Annotated in this window: 15 protein-coding genes; 8 read left to right on the top strand and 7 right to left on the bottom strand. The window is 74.0% G+C overall.

The window, feature by feature from the left end:
* Nucleotides 1-129: 129 nt before the first annotated feature.
* A complete protein-coding gene (locus ACWDAS_RS08710; RefSeq protein WP_450388136.1) occupies nt 130-2,256 on the top strand; it encodes a SpoIIE family protein phosphatase in 2,127 nt (708 codons plus the stop codon).
* Nucleotides 2,257-2,285: 29 nt separating this feature from the next.
* Here ACWDAS_RS08710 and ACWDAS_RS08705 read toward each other — a convergent pair whose 3' ends face one another.
* Nucleotides 2,286-3,473 carry a YVTN family beta-propeller repeat protein gene (locus ACWDAS_RS08705; protein WP_450388135.1) on the bottom strand — a complete coding sequence of 396 codons (1,188 nt, stop codon included), beginning with the start codon at nt 3,471-3,473 and terminating at the stop codon, nt 2,286-2,288.
* A gap of 409 nt (nt 3,474-3,882) precedes the next feature.
* Here ACWDAS_RS08705 and metG point away from each other — a divergent pair, with 409 nt between their 5' ends.
* Entirely contained in the window at nt 3,883-5,475 is a 1,593-nt protein-coding gene (metG, locus tag ACWDAS_RS08700) for a methionine--tRNA ligase (protein ID WP_450388134.1), read from the top strand.
* Between the two features lie 248 nt (nt 5,476-5,723).
* Here the strand turns inward: metG and ACWDAS_RS08695 are convergent, their stop codons facing one another.
* Nucleotides 5,724-5,963 (bottom strand): hypothetical protein, encoded by a 240-nt coding sequence (locus ACWDAS_RS08695; protein WP_450388133.1) that lies wholly within the window; start codon nt 5,961-5,963, stop codon nt 5,724-5,726.
* An 86-nt stretch (nt 5,964-6,049) separates the two neighbouring features.
* Between ACWDAS_RS08695 and ACWDAS_RS08690 the strand changes: the two genes are divergently transcribed.
* Nucleotides 6,050-7,042, top strand: coding sequence for a small ribosomal subunit Rsm22 family protein (locus ACWDAS_RS08690; RefSeq protein WP_450388132.1), 993 nt, complete (start codon nt 6,050-6,052; stop codon nt 7,040-7,042).
* Between the two features lie 225 nt (nt 7,043-7,267).
* Here ACWDAS_RS08690 and ACWDAS_RS08685 read toward each other — a convergent pair whose 3' ends face one another.
* Entirely contained in the window at nt 7,268-8,812 is a 1,545-nt protein-coding gene (locus ACWDAS_RS08685) for a phytoene desaturase family protein (protein ID WP_450388131.1), read from the bottom strand.
* A 19-nt stretch (nt 8,813-8,831) separates the two neighbouring features.
* Nucleotides 8,832-9,647 carry a dimethylargininase gene (ddaH, locus tag ACWDAS_RS08680; RefSeq protein WP_450388130.1) on the bottom strand — a complete coding sequence of 272 codons (816 nt, stop codon included), beginning with the start codon at nt 9,645-9,647 and terminating at the stop codon, nt 8,832-8,834.
* 160 nt (nt 9,648-9,807) lie between these two features.
* Here ddaH and ACWDAS_RS08675 point away from each other — a divergent pair, with 160 nt between their 5' ends.
* From ACWDAS_RS08675 to ACWDAS_RS08660, 4 genes are all read left to right on the top strand, one after another.
* Nucleotides 9,808-10,713 (top strand): LysR family transcriptional regulator, encoded by a 906-nt coding sequence (locus tag ACWDAS_RS08675; RefSeq protein ID WP_450388129.1) that lies wholly within the window; start codon nt 9,808-9,810, stop codon nt 10,711-10,713.
* Between the two features lie 86 nt (nt 10,714-10,799).
* Entirely contained in the window at nt 10,800-11,363 is a 564-nt protein-coding gene (locus tag ACWDAS_RS08670) for a cysteine dioxygenase (protein WP_450388128.1), read from the top strand.
* Nucleotides 11,360-12,493: a YeiH family protein gene (locus ACWDAS_RS08665; protein ID WP_450388127.1), complete on the top strand. Its 1,134-nt coding sequence runs from the start codon at nt 11,360-11,362 to the stop codon at nt 12,491-12,493. Before ACWDAS_RS08670 ends, ACWDAS_RS08665 begins: the two co-directional genes overlap by 4 nt.
* 54 nt (nt 12,494-12,547) lie before the next feature.
* The gene (locus ACWDAS_RS08660; RefSeq protein WP_450388126.1) at nt 12,548-13,936 is read left to right on the top strand and encodes a serine hydrolase domain-containing protein; all 1,389 of its coding nucleotides are present in this window, start codon (nt 12,548-12,550) and stop codon (nt 13,934-13,936) included.
* 423 nt (nt 13,937-14,359) lie between these two features.
* Here the strand turns inward: ACWDAS_RS08660 and ACWDAS_RS08655 are convergent, their stop codons facing one another.
* Nucleotides 14,360-15,031, bottom strand: a complete 672-nt coding sequence (locus ACWDAS_RS08655; RefSeq protein WP_450388125.1) for a biliverdin-producing heme oxygenase — start codon at nt 15,029-15,031, stop codon at nt 14,360-14,362.
* Between the two features lie 431 nt (nt 15,032-15,462).
* Here ACWDAS_RS08655 and ACWDAS_RS08650 point away from each other — a divergent pair, with 431 nt between their 5' ends.
* Nucleotides 15,463-16,212, top strand: a complete 750-nt coding sequence (locus ACWDAS_RS08650; protein WP_450388124.1) for a bifunctional DNA primase/polymerase — start codon at nt 15,463-15,465, stop codon at nt 16,210-16,212.
* Nucleotides 16,213-16,263: 51 nt separating this feature from the next.
* On the opposite strand, the gene ACWDAS_RS08645 is transcribed toward ACWDAS_RS08650, so the two are convergent.
* Together ACWDAS_RS08645 and efeU are read right to left on the bottom strand one after the other, a co-directional pair.
* Nucleotides 16,264-17,202, bottom strand: a complete 939-nt coding sequence (locus tag ACWDAS_RS08645) for a hypothetical protein (RefSeq protein WP_450388221.1) — start codon at nt 17,200-17,202, stop codon at nt 16,264-16,266.
* Nucleotides 17,141-18,112, bottom strand: coding sequence for an iron uptake transporter permease EfeU (gene efeU / locus ACWDAS_RS08640; protein WP_450388123.1), 972 nt, complete (start codon nt 18,110-18,112; stop codon nt 17,141-17,143). Before efeU ends, ACWDAS_RS08645 begins: the two co-directional genes overlap by 62 nt.
* Nucleotides 18,113-18,116 lie beyond the last annotated feature (4 nt).

Genomic DNA, 18,116 nt, shown 5'->3' with positions numbered 1-18,116 from the left:
GGATGGGCGGTGACGGTCCGGACCCCGCGAGGCCGGCCGGCCCCCACGGCGGAACGGAGGCACAGGAGGCGATGGTCCCCGAGATCGGCACGCGACCGGCCCCGACAGCGGCCGGGGGACGGTGACGGCATGCCGCCGGACCTCGCCGCCCTCGTCGCCGCGGACCCCGGTCCGGCGCTGCTGGACTCCCCGCTGAGCCAGGTGGTGCGCGACACGGGGGCCTCGATGGGGCTGGTCTACCTGATGACGCCCGAGCAGGACATGCTGCGGCTGGCGGTGGTGGTCGGCGTCTCGCGCAAGATCGACTCGATCTGGGGGCGGGTGGTGCCTGGAGCCGCCAGCCCGGTGGCCGACGCGGTGCGGGAGCGGCGCATGGTGTGGCTCTGCGGACACGAGGACACCGCCCGGACGTATCCCCGGCTCGCCCTGGTGCTGCCCTACGACTTCCCGCTGGCCGCGGCCCCGATCACCAGCGGCTCCACCACCTGGGGCGCGCTGTGCCTGCTGTGGCCCGGCGGGCACTCGGGCCGGATCACCCAGCGGACCCGCGAGGCGTACCGCGGGGCGTGCGACCGGATGGGCCGCCTCCTGCGCCGGGCCGCCGAGGACGGCAGGCCGGTGCTGCCCCCGGCCGAGCCGCGGGCCCTGCCCGCTCTCCGTACCCGCACCCACGGCCCGGACGAGGCCATGGCCGCCGCCGACCTCGCCGAACGCCTCCCCGAGGGCTCCCTCGCCCTGGACCTGGACGGCAGGATCACCTTCGTCACGGAGACGGCCGGTTCCCTGCTCGGGGCGGAGGTGTCCGACCTCCTGGGGGCCGAACCCTGGGAGCTGCTGCCCTGGCTGGACGACCCGGTCTTCGAGGACCGCTTCCGCAGCGCGATGATCAGCCGCCGTCCCGGCTCGGCCACCGCGCTGCGGCCGCCGGACCGCTGGCTCTCCTTCGAGTTCTACCCGGACGGCACCGGCGTCAGCGTCCGCGTCACGCCCGTCCCCATGCCCGAGGCCGCGGACACGCCCGTGGCGCCGCTCCCCGCGGGGCCCACGCCCGACCGGGCCATCGCCCTGTACCACCTGCTGCACATGTCCGCCACGCTCACCGAGGCCGTCGGCACACAGGACGTCATCGACCTGGTCGTCGAGCAGATGCTGTCCGTCTTCGGCGTGCAGGCGGTGGCACTGCTGACGGCCGAGGAGGGGCGGCTGCGGATCATCGGGCACCGGGGCTACCACGAGGACTTCATGGAGTCCATCGACAACATGCCCATGGACTCCGACAACCCCGCCGTGCGCGTGCTCAAGACCGGGGTCCCGAGCTTCTTCGCCAATGTCGAGGAGCTTCTGCGGATCTTCCCCGAGACGGCCGTCCGGGACCGCAAGGCCGCCTGGGCGTTCCTGCCCCTGATCACCTCGGGCCGGCCCGTCGGCTCCATGGCCCTCGCCTACGACCGGCCGCACCCCTTCACGTCGGGCGAGCGCAGCGTCCTCATCTCGATCGCCGGACTGGTCGCCCAGGCGCTGGACCGCGCCCGCCTGTACGACGCCGAGCACAACCTCGCCATCAGCCTGCAGGCCCGGCTGCTGCCCCGCGCCCTGCCCGACATCCCCGGCCTGGAGGTGGCCGCGCGCTACATGCCCGCCACGCGCGGCATCGACATCGGCGGCGACTTCTACGACGTGATCCGTCTCGACACCACCACGTGCGGGGTGGCCATCGGCGACGTCCAGGGGCACAACGTGAACGCCGCCGCCCTCATGGGGGAGGTCCGCACCGCCGTCCGCGCCACCGCGGGCGCGTCGCCCAGCGAGGTGCTCGCCCGCTCCAACCGGCTGCTCGTCGACCTCGACCCGGGCCTGCTCGCCAGCTGCCTCTACGCCCAGCTGGACCTGGAGCGCCACACCGCCTGCGTGGCCACCGCGGGCCACCCGCCGCCGGTCCTGCGGCATCCCGACGGCACCACCGAGGTGCTGCCGCTGCCCCCCGGCCCGCTGCTGGGCATCGACCCCGACGCCTGCTATCCGACGACGGAGATCGCCCTGCCGCCGGGCGCGGTGCTCGTGCTCTACACCGACGGCCTGGTGGAGATCCCGGGCGTCGACCTGGACGCGTCCGCCGCCGACCTGGCGGCGCACCTGGAGCGGGCCGGCAAGGGCGCCACGATGGACGCCCTGGCCGACAGCCTCCTCGGCCACGCCCAGCGGTCCGGTCCGCGCAACGACGACATCGCCCTCCTCCTCACCCATGTGACCGGGTGACAGCGCGGGGCCGGGAGCGGAGTGCGGGCCTAGCGGAAGATCCCGGTGTGCCCCAGCGAGTACCGTCCCGGCTGCGGGTAGACGGCCAGGCCGTGCGGGCCCGAGCCCACGGGGATGCGGGCGAGGAGGCGGCCGTCACGGGTGTCGATGGCGTACACCTCGGAGTCGTACCGGCCGGACAGCCACAGCACCTTGCCGTCGGCGGAGACCCCGCCCATGTCGGGCGAACCGCCGCCCGGCAGGCGCCACTTGCCGACGAGCCGGCCCTTGGCGAAGTCCAGCAGCGAGACGGAGCCCTCCCCGCGGTTGGTGATGTAGAGGGTGCGGGAGTCGCGGCTGACGTAGAGCCCGTGGGTGCCCCGGCCCGTGGGGAGCAGGCGCGGGGTGGTGAAGCGGTCGCCGTCGAGCACCCAGACGCCGTTGGCGGTCATGTCGGCGACGTACCAGGTGCGGCCGTCGGGCGAGAGCTTGACGTCCTGGGGCATGGCGTGGTGGAGCGGCAGCTGCTGCCGGGCCAGGATCCGCATCCCCGCGGTGTCCACCTTCAGCAGTTCGCCGGAGAACTCGCAGGAGACGATGAAGTAGCGCCCGTCGGCGGAGAAGTCGGCGTGGTTGACACCCCAGCAGGGGACGGGCACCGACTTGACGACGGCCATGGTGCGGGGGTCGCGGAAGACCAGTTGCCGGTCGGCGGAGGCCATGACGACGGCATAGCGGCCGTTGGGGGTGAAGTACAGGTTGTACGGGTCGTGGACCGCGACCGGTCTGCCGGCCCTTCCGGTGGCGGGGTCGATCGGGGTGAGCGTGTTGCCCAGGTCGTCGTTGACCCACAGGGTCCTCAGGTCCCATGAGGGGACGACGTGCTGGGGCTGGCGGCCGACCCGGACGGTGTCGACGACCTTGTACGTCCTGGGGTCGATGACGGAGACCGTGTCGGAGTTGGTGTTCGGCACGTAGACCCGGGACGGGAAGCCCTTGACCGCGGGCGAGAAGGCCCCGGGCCGGTCGGCCGAGTAGATGTCCCGGGAGTCGAGCACCGGGGGCATGCCGGCCAGTCCGGAGGGCTGCGCGGCGCGGGAGGCCGCGGGGGACCGCCCCGCGGCGGGGCGCTCGGCCGGGCCCGCGCCACCGGGCGAGCAGGCGCCGGCGAAAAGGGCGCCCGACAGCGCGGCGGCGAGGGCGAGACGGAGCGCGAGGGCGCGGGGGTTCCGGGACACGGCGTCCACTTTATGGGCTTATATGATGGCGGCCACCGTGCGGAGGCAGTCGGGTGACGCCCCTTCAGGGGCGCGTCGCTGTACGCGCCATGCGAACCGCCCGGCCCCCTCCCGGCCGCCGGCCCTCGCCGTGCAACCGGGGCCGGCCGGCGTCTTCTGCCTGGCCTTCCTCACCCCCCGGGGCGTGGCACGCGCTCTTCCTCGTCGCCTTCCTGGCGAAATGGCTCCGCGAACCGAGCGTCCCGGCTGCTAGCATCGAGGCATGATCGCGAACGTCTCGCACCGGCAGATGATGGCCCCCGCCCGGGGCCGCTGACACCGGACGCGTCCGCGTCTTCCGAGGCCCCCCACCGGGGCCTCGATCCTTTTGCGCGTCGGAGCCCCGCCACCGTCCTTCCCGGAGGTTCCGATGACCGTGCCCCAGGCTTCCCGTTTCTACGTCACGACCACCATCCCGTACGTCAACGCCCGCCCCCATCTGGGCTTCGCGCTCGAACTGGTGCAGGCCGACGTGCTGGCCCGGCACCACCGCCGCCGCGGCGAGCCGGTGCGCTTCCTCAGCGGCACGGACGACAACTCGCTGAAGAACGTGCTCGCCGCCGAGGCCGAGGGCATCCCCGTCCAGGACCTCGTGGACCGCAACGCGGCCGCCTTCGCCGCGCTGGACGCCCCGCTCGCGCTCTCCCTGGACGACTTCATCCGCACCAGCCGCGACCCCCGCCACCGTGCCGGCGTGGAGCGCCTCTGGCGCCGCTGCGCCGCCGCGGGCGACCTGTACCGCGAGCACTACGAAGGCCTGTACTGCGTGGGCTGCGAGCAGTTCTACACCCCCGACGACCTGGTCGACGGCCGCTGCGCCGAGCACGGCACCGAGCCGCAGACGGTCGCCGAGGAGAACTGGTTCTTCCGGCTGTCCCGCTACACCGCGCAGTTGCGCGGGCTGATCGAGGACGGACGGCTGCGCATCGAGCCGGCCGCGCGCCGCAACGAGGTGCTCGCCCTGCTCGCGCGCGGCCTGCGCGACTTCTCCGTCTCCCGCTCGCAGACCCGGGCCCGCGGCTGGGGAATCCCGGTGCCCGGCGACCCCGGGCAGGTGATCTACGTCTGGTGGGACGCCCTCGGCAACTACGTCACCAGCCTCGGTTACGGCGGCCCCGACGGGGAGCGCGGCGCCGCGTACGACCAGTGGTGGGCGGGCGACGGGCGGCGCGTGCACCTGGTGGGCAAGGGCGTGGTGCGCTTCCACGCCGTCTACTGGCCCGCGATGCTGCTGTCGGCCGGGCTGCCGCTGCCGACGGACATCCTCGTCCACGACTACCTGACGGTGGAGGGCCGCAAGATCAGCAAGTCGGCGGGCACGACCGTCGACCCGGAGGAACTGGCCGCCGAGCACGGCACCGACGCCGTGCGCTGGTGGCTGCTGCGCGAGGTGCCCCGGGTCGGCGACGCCGACTTCACCCGCGAGCGGCTGGTCGCCCGCGCCGACGCGGACCTGGCCGGGGGCCTGGGCAACCTCGTCCACCGGGTGGTGACGATGGTCCACCGGTTCCGCGACGGCGTCGTCCCGGAGGAGGGCCGGGCGGAGGAACCCGGCGAGCCCGGTACGGAGGCGCTGCTGACGGCCTGTCGCGAGGCACCGGAGCGGATCGCGGAGGCCCTGCACGACGTGGACTTCCGGCGGGCCACGGCCGCACTGTGGCGGATCGTCGACGAGGCCAACCGCTGCATCGACGAGACCCGCCCCTGGGAGCTGGCCCGCGCCGAACGCAGGCACCGCAACGCCTCCGCCGGCCGCCGCCTGGAGGCGGTGCTGGCCGCCCTGGTGCACGCCTGCCGTGCACTCGCCGGAGAACTGGAGCCCTTCCTGCCGGGTGCCGCGGCCCTGATCGCGCAGCGCTGCGCGGCCGGAGACGACGGCCGCCTTCCGCCCCCCGCACCGCTGTTCCCCCAGTCCGGCACGGCGAAAGCCGCCCCGGCCCCGGCAGCACGGCCGACGGGCTGACCGCGGGGTTGTCGCCGTCAACCCCCGGGTGATGGCGGCGCCCGCGACCGCCGACAGCGCGGCGAGGAGGGAGACCTGGAAGGTGGAGACGTCCAGGACCAGGACGGCCACCAGGGGCAGGGCCCCGGCACCGATCGCGCTGCCCGCCGTGCTCACCGCGTAGGCGCCCCACAGGCGGCCGAAGTCACGTCGTGCGTCCGTCACTTGCTCATCCGGCGAGGCCATGACGGCGGAGCCTGGCGCCGGTGTCAGTCGCGGACGATCACCTGGGCGTGGTCACTTGCGCCGAGTTCCCGGAGCGTGCGGTAAATCCTGCGCAAAGCGCCGTCCCTGTCCACATCGTCGTCGATCTCCAGGTCGAGGTGGCAGCTGCCCATGCCGGTCCCGGCGCCCGTGATCTCGCCGTCGGCCTCGAACGCGGCCTCCAGCGCCTCCTCGACCTCGTCGCGGTCGAGGGGCAGGGCCGTGAGCACGATCTCCACGAACACCGCGAGACCTCCTGTGAACCGGGTGCCGGTGCACCCTACCGGCGACCGCGCCGGCCCACTCCCGGCGGCCCTTACCCTTGACCCTTGTGTCCTCTCTGCAAGCCGCCCTCGCCGACCTCCTCGACGGGCTCCCGCCCGGCCGTGCCGCCCAGGCCGTCGAGCGGCTGATCGCCACCTACCGGGGGCGTACGCCCAGCAGCACCCCCATCCTCCGCGACCGTTCCGATGTCGCCGCGTACGCCGCGTACCGCATGCCGGCCACCCACGCCGCGGTCGGCGCGGCGCTGGCGGAGTTCCGGGCCAGGGCGGGGGAGTGGGCGCCGGCGAGCCACCTGGACGTGGGCGGCGGGACCGGTGCCGCGACCTGGGCGGTCGCCGACGCCTGGGAGGGCGGTACGCACACCAGCACCGTCCTGGACTGGTCCGACGCGGCCCTCTCACTCGGCCGCGAGCTGGCCGCCGGGGCGGAGCACGCCCCCGTGCGGGACGCGCGCTGGCACAAGGCGCCGCTCGGCACCGGGGCACGGCTGCCCGAGGCGGACCTGATCACGCTGTCGTACGTCATCGGCGAGCTCACGGAGGCCGATCGCGACGCGGTCGTCGCCGAGGCGGCGCGCGCCGCGGCCGGCGCCGTGATCGTCGTCGAACCGGGCACGCCCGACGGCTACGCACGCGTCCTTGCGGCGCGCGAGCGGCTCATCGCGGCCGGCTTCCACGTCCTCGCCCCCTGCCCCCACGACGGTGCCTGCCCGGTGCAGGCCCCGGACTGGTGCCACTTCGCGGCGCGGGTCGCCCGGACGTCGCTGCACCGGCAGGTCAAGGGGGGCTCCCTGCCGTACGAGGACGAGAAGTTCAGCTATGTCGCGGCCGCACGCTTCCCCGCGGCGGGCGACGGCTCGCCGGACCGCGTGGTGCGGCATCCGCAGATCCGCAAGGGCCAGGTCCTCATCGACCTGTGCACGGTCGAGGACGGCCTGCGCCGGGACACGGTGAGCAAGCGGCACGGGCCGCTGTACCGTGCGGCCCGTGACGTCGCGTGGGGCGACGCGTGGCCGCCTCCTCCGGCGGAGCCGGAGTAGCCCCGGGTCGGGCTCGGGCTACCGGGGCACGGCCCGCGTCCCGGGCTCGCGGAGCGACCGCCTCTCCGTTGGCGGGCGGCGGCCTGCGGTTCGCCGGACCGCGTGGTGCGGCGCCCGCAGTGGTGTGAGGGGTACGACGACGTGCGGCCCGCGCCCCGGGTTCGCGGAGCGACCGCCTGCCGCCGACGACGTGCGGCATTGGGCAGGGCGCATCCTGCCGCGCGCTCACCGGCCGCCGAGCACCGCCATGGCCGCGTTGTGGCCCGGGATGCCGCTGACGCCGCCGCCGCGCACCGCGCCCGCCCCGCAGAGCAGCACGTTCGGGTGCGCGGTCTCGACGCCCCAGGTGCCGCCGCCCGACTCCGCGTACGGGAAGGCGAGGTCGCGGTGGAAGATGTGCCCGCCGGGGAGGCCCACCTCCCGCTCCAGGTCGAGCGGGGACTTCGCCTCGATGCACGGCCGCCCGTCCCCGTCCACCGCCAGGCAGTCCGCCAAGGGCTCCGCGAGCACCGCGTCCAGCTGCGCCAGCGTCGCCTTGACCAGGGTCTCCTTCGCCTGCGCCGGGTCGTCCGCGAAGAGCCGCGCCGGGGCGTGCAGCCCGAAGAGCGTGAGGGTGTGCATGCCCTGCGCGGCCAGTTCCGGGGCGAGGATCGAGGGGTCGGTCAGGGAGTGGCAGTAGATCTCGGACGGGGGCGCGGTCGGGACCGCGCCCTCCGCCGCCTCGCGGTAGGCCCGGTCCAGCTGGGCGTACGACTCGGCGATGTGGAAGGTGCCGGCGAAGGCGTCGCGCGGGTCGACCGAGGTGTCGCGGAGCCGCGGCAGCCGCCGCAGCAGCATGTTGACCTTGAGCTGGGCACCCTCCGGCTTCTCCGGGGCGGCTTCGCCCAGCAGGCCGGCCAGGGCGTACGGCGAGGCGTTGACCAGCACGTGCCCCGCCCCCACCAGGCCGCCCTCGAAGGCGACCTCGGCCCGGGTGCCGTCCGTCTCGACGGACGTGACCTCGGTGCCGGTCACGATCTCCGCCCCGGCCGCCCGCGCCGCGTCCGCCAGGGCGTCGGTGAGGGCGCCCATGCCGCCCACGGGCACGTCCCAGTCGCCCGTGCCGCCGCCGACGACGTGGTAGAGGAAGCAGCGGTTCTGCAGCAGGGACGGGTCATGGGCGTGCGTGAAGGTGCCGATCAGGCCGTCGGTCAGCACGACGCCCCGCACCACGTCGTCCTCGAAGGCGGCCTCGACGGTCTCGCCCAGCGGCCGTTCGAACAGCGCCGACCAGGCCTCCGGGTCGTCGACGATCCGCTCCAGCTCGGCGCGCGAGGGCAGCGGCCCGGTCAGGGTGGGGAAGACGCGCTCGGCGACCCGCTGGGTCATGCCGTAGAAGCGCTGCCACGCCTCGAAGTCGCGGTCGGAGCCGGTCAGCCGGACGAAGCTCTCGCGGGTCCGCGACGGCGACTCGGCGTCGACGAGGAGCCCCCCGTCCCCGTGCGGGGTGTACGACGAGATGCGCCGCCGCCGGACCGCGAAGCGCAGCCCCAGGTCGTCGACGATCTTCCGGGGCAGCAGGCTGACCAGGTACGAGTACCGGGACAGCCGTGCGTCCAGGCCGGTGAAGGCGCGGGTCGACACGGCGGCGCCGCCGGTGCCGGGGAGCCGCTCCAGCAGCAGCACGGAGCGGCCCGCGCGGGCGAGGTACGTGGCGGCGACCAGGCCGTTGTGGCCGCCGCCGACGATCACGGCGTCGTACGAGGTGCGAAGAGGCAGCTGCTGCGACATGCGCCCTTTCGTATCACGCTCAGTCGCGCAGCTCCATGGTGCAGCACTTCACGCTGCCGCCGGCCTTGTGCAGTTCGGACATGTCCACCGGGACCGGCTCGAAGCCGCGGTCGCGCAGCGGCCGCAGCAGCCCGGTGGCCCCGGCGGGGATCAGGACGTGCAGGCCGTCGCTGACGCAGTTGAGCCCGAAGGCCGCCGCGTCCTGGCGGGTGGCGGTCAGCGCGTCGGGGAAGAGCCGGCGCAGCACCGCGCGGCTGCCGGGGGAGAAGGCGTCGGGGTAGTACATGATCTCGTCGCCGGAGAGCACGCACAGCGCGGTGTCGAGGTGGTAGAAGTGCGGGTCGGTCAGTTCCAGGCCGATGACGGGGCGGCCGAAGAACTCCTGGAGCTCGGCGTGCGACAGCGGGCTGCTGCGGAAGCCCTTCCCGGCCAGCAGCCAGCTCTCGGTGACGGCGAAGTCCCCCTCGCCCTCGTTGATGTGGTGCGGATCGTGCACCTCGCCGTAGCCGCGGTTGAGGAACCACTCGCGGTGCGCGGGTGCCTCCGCGGCCCGCTCGGTGTTGGCGAAGCGGGCACCGAAGACCCGGCCGTCGACCACGGTTGCGCCGTTGGCGGCGAAGACCATGTCCGGCAGGCCCGGCAGCGGCTGCAGGATGTCGACGGTGTGCCCCAGCGAGCGGTAGCGGTCGCGGAGGTCCTCCCACTGGAGCAGGGCGAGCGCGGGGTCGACCGGCTTCGTGGGATCCATCCAGGGGTTGATGGAGTACGTGACGCGGAAGTACGTGGGAGGACACATCAGATACCGGCGGTACGAGGCGGTTCGCGCTGCGCTCAATGAAGGCTCCTCGCGGTGTGGTTGAGGCCGTAGTCACATGGTGGACCCGCGGCGGACACCGCGCACCGGATTGCGGACGCAAACACCCCCCGGCACGGCGGTCCCAGAAGCACCAGCGGGCCCATGCCGGGTTGTCCCAAGTTCCTCTTATGATTCGGGGGTGTTCGATTCCAGGCACATCAAGACGTTCCACACCGTGGTCACTGCCGGCTCCTACTCGGCAGCGGCCGTGGCGCTGGGGTATACGCAGCCCGCGGTCACCCAGCAGATGAAGGCGCTGGAGCGCTCGGTGGGCACCGCGCTCTTCGTCCGCGTCGGGCGGCGCATGCGGCTGACCGAGGCGGGTGAGGCGCTGGCCCGGCACGCCGAGACCATCCTCGACAGCATGTCCGTGGCCTGGGAGCAGATAGGGGCGGTGACCCGGCTGGAGACCGGACGGGTGAGGCTGTGCGCCTTCCCCAGCGCCAACGCCACCCTGATCCCCGAGGCGCTGGCCCTGCTCGCGGCCGAGCACCCCGGCATACGGGTCGAGCTGCTGGGGGACGAACCGCCCGACTCGCTGGAGCGGGTCACCCGCGGCGAGTGCGACATCACCCTCGCCTTCACGTACCCGGGACTCCACGAGGCCGTGCCGGACGACCTGGTCGAGATCCCGCTGGTGGAGGACCAGCTCATGGTCCTGATGCCGGCCGGGCACCGGCTGGCCAGGTCACGCTCGGTCAGGCTCGGCGACCTGGCGGACGAGCGCTGGATCGCCGGCTGCATGCGCTGCCGGGTCAACTTCCTCCACGAGTGCGCCGAGCTGGGCTTCGCCCCCGACATCGCCTTCGCCACCGACGACAACCTCGTGGTGCAGTCGCTGGTCGCCGAGGGGCTGGGGGTCGCGATGATGCCCGGGCTGGTGCTGTCCTTCATGCGGCTGGACCGGGTCACCGGACGGCCGCTGGACCCGGTGTCCCGCCGCCGGGTCGCGGCGTACGTGCCGCGCGACCACCTGCGGATCCCGGCGGCGGCCCTGGTGCTCGACGCGCTCAAGGCGGTCGCCGAGCGGCGCAGCGGCTGCTGACCCGCACCCCATCCATAAGGAGGGGCAAAGCGGGGTGAAGGAACTGTCAGTGGACGCGCGGGCCCGTGCGCACGGACGCTGCGACCATGACCTCCGCGACCGTTCCGGCGCTCTCCGCGCCCACCGCCCGGTTGGCCCGCCTCGTCGACGAGGTGCGCGAGACGGTCGGCCGTGGCCTGCCGCCCGGCCCGACGGCCCACCTGGTGGGCGAACGGCTCGCGCCGCACCTCGGCGCCGCCGACCTGCTGGCCGACCGGCACACCGAGGGCGACCCGGACCGCTACCGCCAGCACATCCTGCACGCCGAGGAGGACGGCAGCTTCTCGATCGTCGCCCTGGTCTGGCTGCCGGGACAGCGGACGTCCATCCACGACCACGTCTCCTGGTGCGTCACGGGCGTCCACCAGGGCCGGGAGCACGAGCGCCGCTACCGGCTGGTCCCCGACGGCGCCGGCTCCCGCCTCGTCCCCACCCAGGACGTCGTCAACGCCCAGGGCGAGGTCTGCGGTTTCGCGCCGCCCGGCGACATCCACGAGGTGTGGAACGGCGGCACCGGCAAGGCGATATCGCTGCACATCTACGGGGCCGACATCTCCCGCCTGGGTTCCAGCGTGCGACGCGTCTACCGGCTGCCGGTCGGCGAACGGTGAACCTCCGCACCGCGACGCGCACCCCCGCGACCGCCCCTCGCGGGGCGACGCCGGCCGTCCGCCCGCCCGCGCCGCCCGCCGCGTCCCCCGCCGGAGGCGGTGCGGGGCGCCGCCGGGCCGCCGCGGCCGTGCTGCCCGGCCTGCTGGTCGCCGCCCTCGGCGCCGTCCTGGCGACCGCGCTGCACCGGCTGCTGCCCGCCGTGCCGGTGCCCACCACCGCCGTCGTCCTCGGCATCGCCGCGGCCAACCTGCCGGGGCTGCGCGCGACCCTGCGCGGCCGGGCCCGGCCCGGGCTGACCTTCGCCGGCAAACGGCTGATGCGGGTCGGCGTCGTCGTCCTCGGGCTGCAACTCAGCCTCGACGACGTGCTCGGCCTCGGCTGGGCCACGGCCGGCATGGTCGTCTGCGTCGTGGCCGCCACCTTCTGGGGCACCGTATGGCTCGGCCGCCGCATGGGCCTGCGCGGCGACCAGCCCCTGCTCATCGCCACCGGCTACTCCATCTGCGGCGCCTCCGCCATCGGCGCGGTGAGCCAGGTCACCGGCAGCGACGAGGAGGACGTGGCCGCGTCCGTCGCCCTGGTCACGCTCTGCGGCACCCTCGCCATCGGCGTGCTGCCGCTGCTGCACCACCCGCTCGGCCTGGACGACGTGCAGTTCGGGCGCTGGGCCGGGGCCGGCGTGCACGACGTCGGACAGGTCGTCGCGACGGCCCAGACCGCGGGTCCGGCGGCGCTCGGTGAGGCGGTGCTCGTCAAGCTGATGCGCGTCGCGCTCCTGGCGCCCCTGGTCGCCGCGGTCGCCTACACCGTGCGCCGACGGCGCGCCATGTCGGGCGCCGCGGGAGCGGACGCCGCCGCGGCCGCGCGGCGGACCCCGCTGCTGCCCCTGTTCGTCGTCGGCTTCCTCGCCATGATCGCCGTGCGCAGCACCGGCGTCCTGCCGGCCGGCGTGCTCGACGGCGCGCAGCAGCTGCAGCAACTGCTGCTGGCCATGGCCATGGTGGGGCTCGGCAGCATGGTGAACCTGCGCGCCCTGGCGCGGACCGGGCCGCGCGTGGCCGCCGTCGGCCTGATCTCCTGGACCCTCATCGCCACCGTCTCCTACGCCGGCGTGCTCCTCACCAGCTGACGCCCGCACCCATGTGCCCGCCACCCCGCCGGGGCAGGCCTCTAAGGTGAGCGCATGCCGACACCGCAGACGGACCCCGACGACGCCCTGCTCCTGCTCCCGGACACCCGCCGGGCCCTGCTGCACCGCGTCGCGGTCGCCCAGTCCGGCAGCCGCACCCCCTCCCTCGTGGGGGCCGTCGTCCGGGACGGCGACACCGTGTGGACCGGGGCGCGTTCCTGCGTGGACGGGCACGCCCCGGACGGGGACACCCAGTACCGGATCGGCTCCATCACCAAGACCTTCGTGGCCGTGCTGGTGATGCGGCTGCGCGACGCGGGGCGCCTCGGGCTGGACGACCCCGTCGAGAAGCACATCGGCGGCACCCCCGCGGACGGGGTCACTGTGCGCCAACTCCTCGCGCACACCGCGGGACTGGCCGCGGAGACCCCTGGCCCCTGGTGGGAGCGCACCCCCGGCGGGCTGCGCCCGGAGACGGCCGACCTCCTCGGCGAGGCCTCGCGGCTGCACCCCGCCGGCGAACGCCACCACTACTCCAACCCCGGGTACGCCCTGCTCGGCGCGGTCGTCGAGACGCTCCACGACGGCCGGCCCTGGGACGAGGTGCTGACCTCCGAGGTCCTCGAGCCGCTGGGGATGACCCGTACGACGCGGCGCCCGCAGGCCCCGCACGCCGGCGGCTGGGCCGTCCACCCGTACGCGGAGCTGATGATGGCCGAGTCCGTGCAGGACACCGGACTGATGTCCCCTGCGGGCGAACTGTGGTCCACCGCCGACGACCTGTGCCGCTGGGCCGCCTTCCTCGCCGCGGGTGACGAGCGCGTCCTGGTGCCCGCGACGCTGGAGGAGATGCGGCGACCGGCCGCCCCGGGCGGCGACCAGGGCCTCGGCGTGCAGCTGATGCGGGGCCCGGGCGGCCGCGTGCTGGTGGGCCACGGAGGCTCGATGCCCGGCTTCGTGGCCGGGCTGTGGTGCGACACGGCGGAGGGACTCGGCGCGGTCGTCCTCGCCAACTCCACCACCGGCGCCCCGGCGACGACGATCGCCGCCGACCTGCTGCGCATCGTCGCCGAGCGCGAACCCCGCATCCCCGAGCCCTGGCGGCCCGTCTCCGACCCCGACCCGGAGCTGCTCGCCCTCACCGGCCCCTGGTACTGGGGCACGGCCCCGCACGTCCTGCGCCTGCGCGCCGGCCGCGACCTGGAACTGACCGCCCTGTCCGGCACCGCCCGCGGCGCTCGCTTCCGCGCGCAACCGGACGGCACCTGGACCGGCCTGGACGGCTACTACGACGGTGAGACCCTCCGTGCGGTGCGCACCCCCGACGGCACCGTCAGCCATCTCGACCTCGGCTCCTTCGTCTTCACCCGCACCCCCTACGAGCGGACGGCCCCGGTCCCGGGCGGAGTCGACCCCTCGGGCTGGAGCTCCCCCCTCGGCTAGAGCCCGTCGTCGAATCGGCTCTGCCGGCTCCGCCGGGGGCGTCTCGGTCACGCCGCGGAGGCCACCCGGACCGCCCGCGCCTCGGACGTGAGCACGCCCCCGTGGAGGCGCGGTGAAGGGACGTTCACGAGGAGGGCGCCGGCGAGCGTGATGGCGCGCGGCCCGTCGAGGCGGTGGCGACCGTGTCGAGCACGGCGGTGTCCGGGGAACCGCCCTCCCTGCTGCGCGGGCGCCGGGCGAGCGCGCGGGCCACTCCCGTGTTCGTGATCAGCAGGGTTCGCCACCCGCGCCCACCGGCTGTCGGCAGGGACGTCGCCGACGGGAGCCCCACGACTGCCGGAGACGGCGGCACCGATGACGCCTGCCCGGCGGACCGGAGGCACTGCCGGCGGCCCGGCCTGCCGTCCCGGGGCGGTCGGACCGTCAGGCCGACAGCGGGAACTCCCGGCCCAGCGCCGCGAAGACCGCAGAGTTGTACGCGAAGGCCCGCCGGCACTCCTCCACCACACGCTGCTTCTCGAGCTCGTTGACCGGCACGGCGTCCAGCAGGGCCCGGTACTCGCGCTTGAAGGCCGCGGGGTTGCCGATCGCCTCGAAGACGTAGAAGCGCACGCCGTCACCCTTGCGGGCGAAGCCCCAGGTCCTCTCCGCGATGCCGCGGATGACCTGCCCCCCGGACAGGTCGCCGAGGTAGCGGGTGTAGTGGTGGGCGACGTAGCCGGCCGGCCAGTCGCGGGCGGTCGCGGTGATACGGGCGGCGTAGGCGAGGGTCTCCGGCAGCGCGGCGGCGCGGTCCCGCCACCCGGGGACGAGGAGGTGGTCCAGATCGCGTTCCAGGGCGACGACCCGCATCAGCTCGGGCCTCAGGAAGGGACCGGCCACCGGATCGCCGGCCAGCGCGCCGGTCGCGTCCTCCAGCGCCCGGTACACGAACCACAGCTGCTCGGTGTAGCGGGCGTACGCGGCGACACCGAGGCGGCCGCCGAGCAGGTCGCTGATGAACGTCGAGTTCTCCGCCTCGGTGTGCCGGTCGTGGCCGGCGGTGCGGATGACGGCCGAGAACGGTGCGGCGGCGGGGCCGGGGGCTGGCGTCAAGGAAATCCTCCTGCGTCGGGCCTGCAGGAATCGTCGCAACTTAGGTAAGCCTAAGTCAATGGCTTGCCGACAACCTGTCGGAAAACGGGTGTCGGGGACCCTCGCCGGTCGGGGGCGGCGCGTCGTGTCGCGGGTGATGGTGGTCACGAGGGGGCGTGGGTGGCGGGCGGTTCGGTGGGCGCCGTGAGCTGCGGCGCGCTGAAAATTGTGACTCATACCCGTTAAGTCACTCATGGAACGCTAGACGTGTTTGTCATGATTAGCGGGGCCGAAATGGGCCATTCGGGGGTCTCCTGACCGGGGGGACCCCGAGTGCGGCCGGAATGCCGACCAGGAGCAGGATGGTTTCAACCATCCGTGGATTCCGCATACGGCCTTTCCCTCGTTACGTAGGGTGGAGCAGGGGTTCACGGGGCGAGGAAAGGGGCTCGATGGTCACCAAGGGCAGGTTGTCCGACTGGCTGCGCCGCAAAGCGGGGGAGCGTGGAGCCGGCGGAGTGGACGGGGCCGCGGTCCGCGCGGCCGCGGGTGGCCGGAACGGGGACGATCTGCGCCGGGACGAGCTCCTGCTGGAGGCCGCGGCTGCGGGCCTGCCGCTGGCGCCCGCCGCCCATCCGTCCCCCGTCTCCGGCTATCGCTGTTCCTGTGACCGGATCGGCTGCCCCACCCCGGGCACGCACCCCGTCTCCTTCGCCTGGCAGACCCAGGCCACCACCGACCCCGATCAGGTCAGGCGCTGGCTGCGCGCCCATCCGCTGGCCAACTTCATCACCGCCACCGGCATCGCCCACGATGTCCTGGACGTACCCGCCGAGGCGGGCCGGATCGCCCTGGAACGGCTGGCCGTCGAGGGCGCCGAGGCCGGTCCGGTCGCCGTCAGCGACGGTCGGATGCTCTTCTTCACGGCCAGCCGCGCCACCGCCGACGAGGACGAGTGGTGGCCGTGCGAGCTGGACTGCCATCCCGAGACCCTCGACGAGCACCCGGGGCTGCGCTGGCACTGCCGCGCCAGCTATGTGCTGCTGCCGCCCTCCCGTCTGCCGTCCGGCGCCACCGTCGCCTGGGTCGCCGGCCACGGGCCGGACCGCGCCCTGCCCGATCCGCTGCCGCTGCTCGGCGCGCTGACCGACGCCTGCGCCCAGGTCGAGCCCGAGCCGGAGGCGGCCGGCTGGCTGCACTGATCCCCCGGCTGCCGCCCGGGGTGCCTGTCCGGGTGCGACCGGGGCCGGCTGCTACTCCCCGCGTGCCGCGACCAGCCCCGTGGTGCGGCTGAGGAAGATGACCTGGCCGCCGCCGTCCTTCTTCGCCGGGACGAGCACGACCTGACGGGCGACCCGGCCCAGGGTGACCGACTTCTTCGCGGTGCCGGTCATCAGCGCCTTCGTGTACGAGTCGACCGGCGGCGCGACACCCGGCCGCAGCATGGTGATCTTCGCCGTGTGGTGCGAGGCGAAGAAGACCAGCGCGCCGCCGCCCTCGGTCCGCAGCCCGACCGGGGCGAAATCCCCCTCCTCGGCGGGCTGGTCGGCGTACTGGGTGGCCGAGTCGGCCGTACGGACGGTCTTCACCCGGCTCGTGATCAGCTGCGAGGTGGACGAGCCCGGGGCGAACAGGGATGTGTCCTTGGCGTCGCCCTTGCCCAGGTAGCCGGTGTAGGCGCCGCTCAAGTCGCCCGGATCCAGCAGCAGTCCGGACCGGTCGGCGGACACCGGTTCGACGTGGCCCCGCGCGTCGCGGGTGAACTCCGGTACGGCGGAGGCCCGGACGGGGCTCACGTACGGCGCCCGCCATGCCTCGCCCGAGCTGTTCCGTTCGAAGACCATCAGCCACCGGGTCGTGCCGGCGCCGGACCCGCCCACGCTCGGCGCGACGTCGGCCACGAACCACTTGGGCCAGCCGCGCTGGCGGGGTATCAGGAAGCGCGCGTCGCTGAGGGCGAGCTTCTTGTGGTCGGGGTTGCCACCGGAGGCGACGGCGTGCCGGGCGCGCAGACCGGCACTGTCGACGGCGCCGAGGGGGCCGGTCTCGACGGTGCCGATCAGCTTCGCGTCGAGGTTCTTGTTCGCCTCGTTGTTGACCTCGATGAAGCGGTCCAGGGCCTTGGCGGCCTCAGCCTTCGTCACCGACGGGACGAGCGCCCGTTCCCCGTGCACCGTCACGCATCCGGTCAGCGGTGCCGCCGTCAGAGTCAGCAGGACGAGCGCTGGCAGGAATCGCGACCTGCGGGTCATCGGAGGTGGGCTCCTTCGGGGCAGCGGCGGACGGCTTCACGGCCGGCGCGGTAACCCTACCGGGGCGGAGGAAGAGGAACATCGTCGGTGCGAGATACAGAGCCCAGAACACGACCTGCAGCCAGGTCGGGTTGGGCTGGAAGTTGAACACGCCCTTGAGCAGCGTCCCGTACCAGGAGTCCGGCGGGATCTGCTCGCTGATGTCGAAGGCCCGCGCGTCCAGCCCCGGCAGCCAGCCCGCCTCCTGCAGGTCGTGGAAGCCGTACGCGAGCACGCCCGCCGCGACCACGACCAGCATGGCGCCGGTCCAGGTGAAGAACTTGGCCAGGTTGATGCGCAGCGCGCCCCGGTAGAACAGCCAGCCCAGCACCACCGAGGTCAGCAGTCCGAGCACCGCGCCCACCAGCGGACGCACACCGTCGTCGGTGGCCTGCACGGCGGTCCAGATGAAGAGCGAGGTCTCCAGTCCCTCACGCCCCACGGCGAGGAAGGAGGTGACGACCAGCGCGCCGGTGCCCATGGCGATGGCGGCGTCGAGCCTGCCGTGCAGCTCGGTCTTCATGTGCCGCGCGGTGCGCCGCATCCAGAAGACCATCCAGGTCACCAGGCCGACGGCGATGATCGACAGCGAACCGCCCAGCGCCTCCTGCGCCTCGAAGGTCAGGGTGGAGGAGCCGAACTGCAGCGCGGCGCCGAAGGCCATGCTCAGCAGCACCGCGCTGCCCACGCCGAGCCAGACCGGCGGCAGCTTGTCCTTGCGGTCGGTCTTCACCAGGTACGCGACCAGGATGCAGACGACCAGGCTGGCCTCCAGGCCCTCACGGAGCCCGATCAGGTAGTTGCCGAACACCGCC

This window comes from Streptomyces sp. NPDC001070, from assembly GCF_053598835.1.
This window is presented reverse-complemented; position numbering and strand designations above follow the sequence as displayed.

Coding starts and splice junctions, on each gene's coding strand:
- ACWDAS_RS08670 (WP_450388128.1), top strand. CDS start 10,800: ATGACCTCCGCGACCGTTCCGGCGCTCTCCGCGCCCACCGCCCGGTTG.
- ACWDAS_RS08710 (WP_450388136.1), top strand. CDS start 130: ATGCCGCCGGACCTCGCCGCCCTCGTCGCCGCGGACCCCGGTCCGGCG.
- ACWDAS_RS08660 (WP_450388126.1), top strand. CDS start 12,548: ATGCCGACACCGCAGACGGACCCCGACGACGCCCTGCTCCTGCTCCCG.
- ACWDAS_RS08685 (WP_450388131.1), bottom strand. CDS start 8,812: ATGTCGCAGCAGCTGCCTCTTCGCACCTCGTACGACGCCGTGATCGTC.
- ACWDAS_RS08650 (WP_450388124.1), top strand. CDS start 15,463: ATGGTCACCAAGGGCAGGTTGTCCGACTGGCTGCGCCGCAAAGCGGGG.
- metG (WP_450388134.1), top strand. CDS start 3,883: ATGACCGTGCCCCAGGCTTCCCGTTTCTACGTCACGACCACCATCCCG.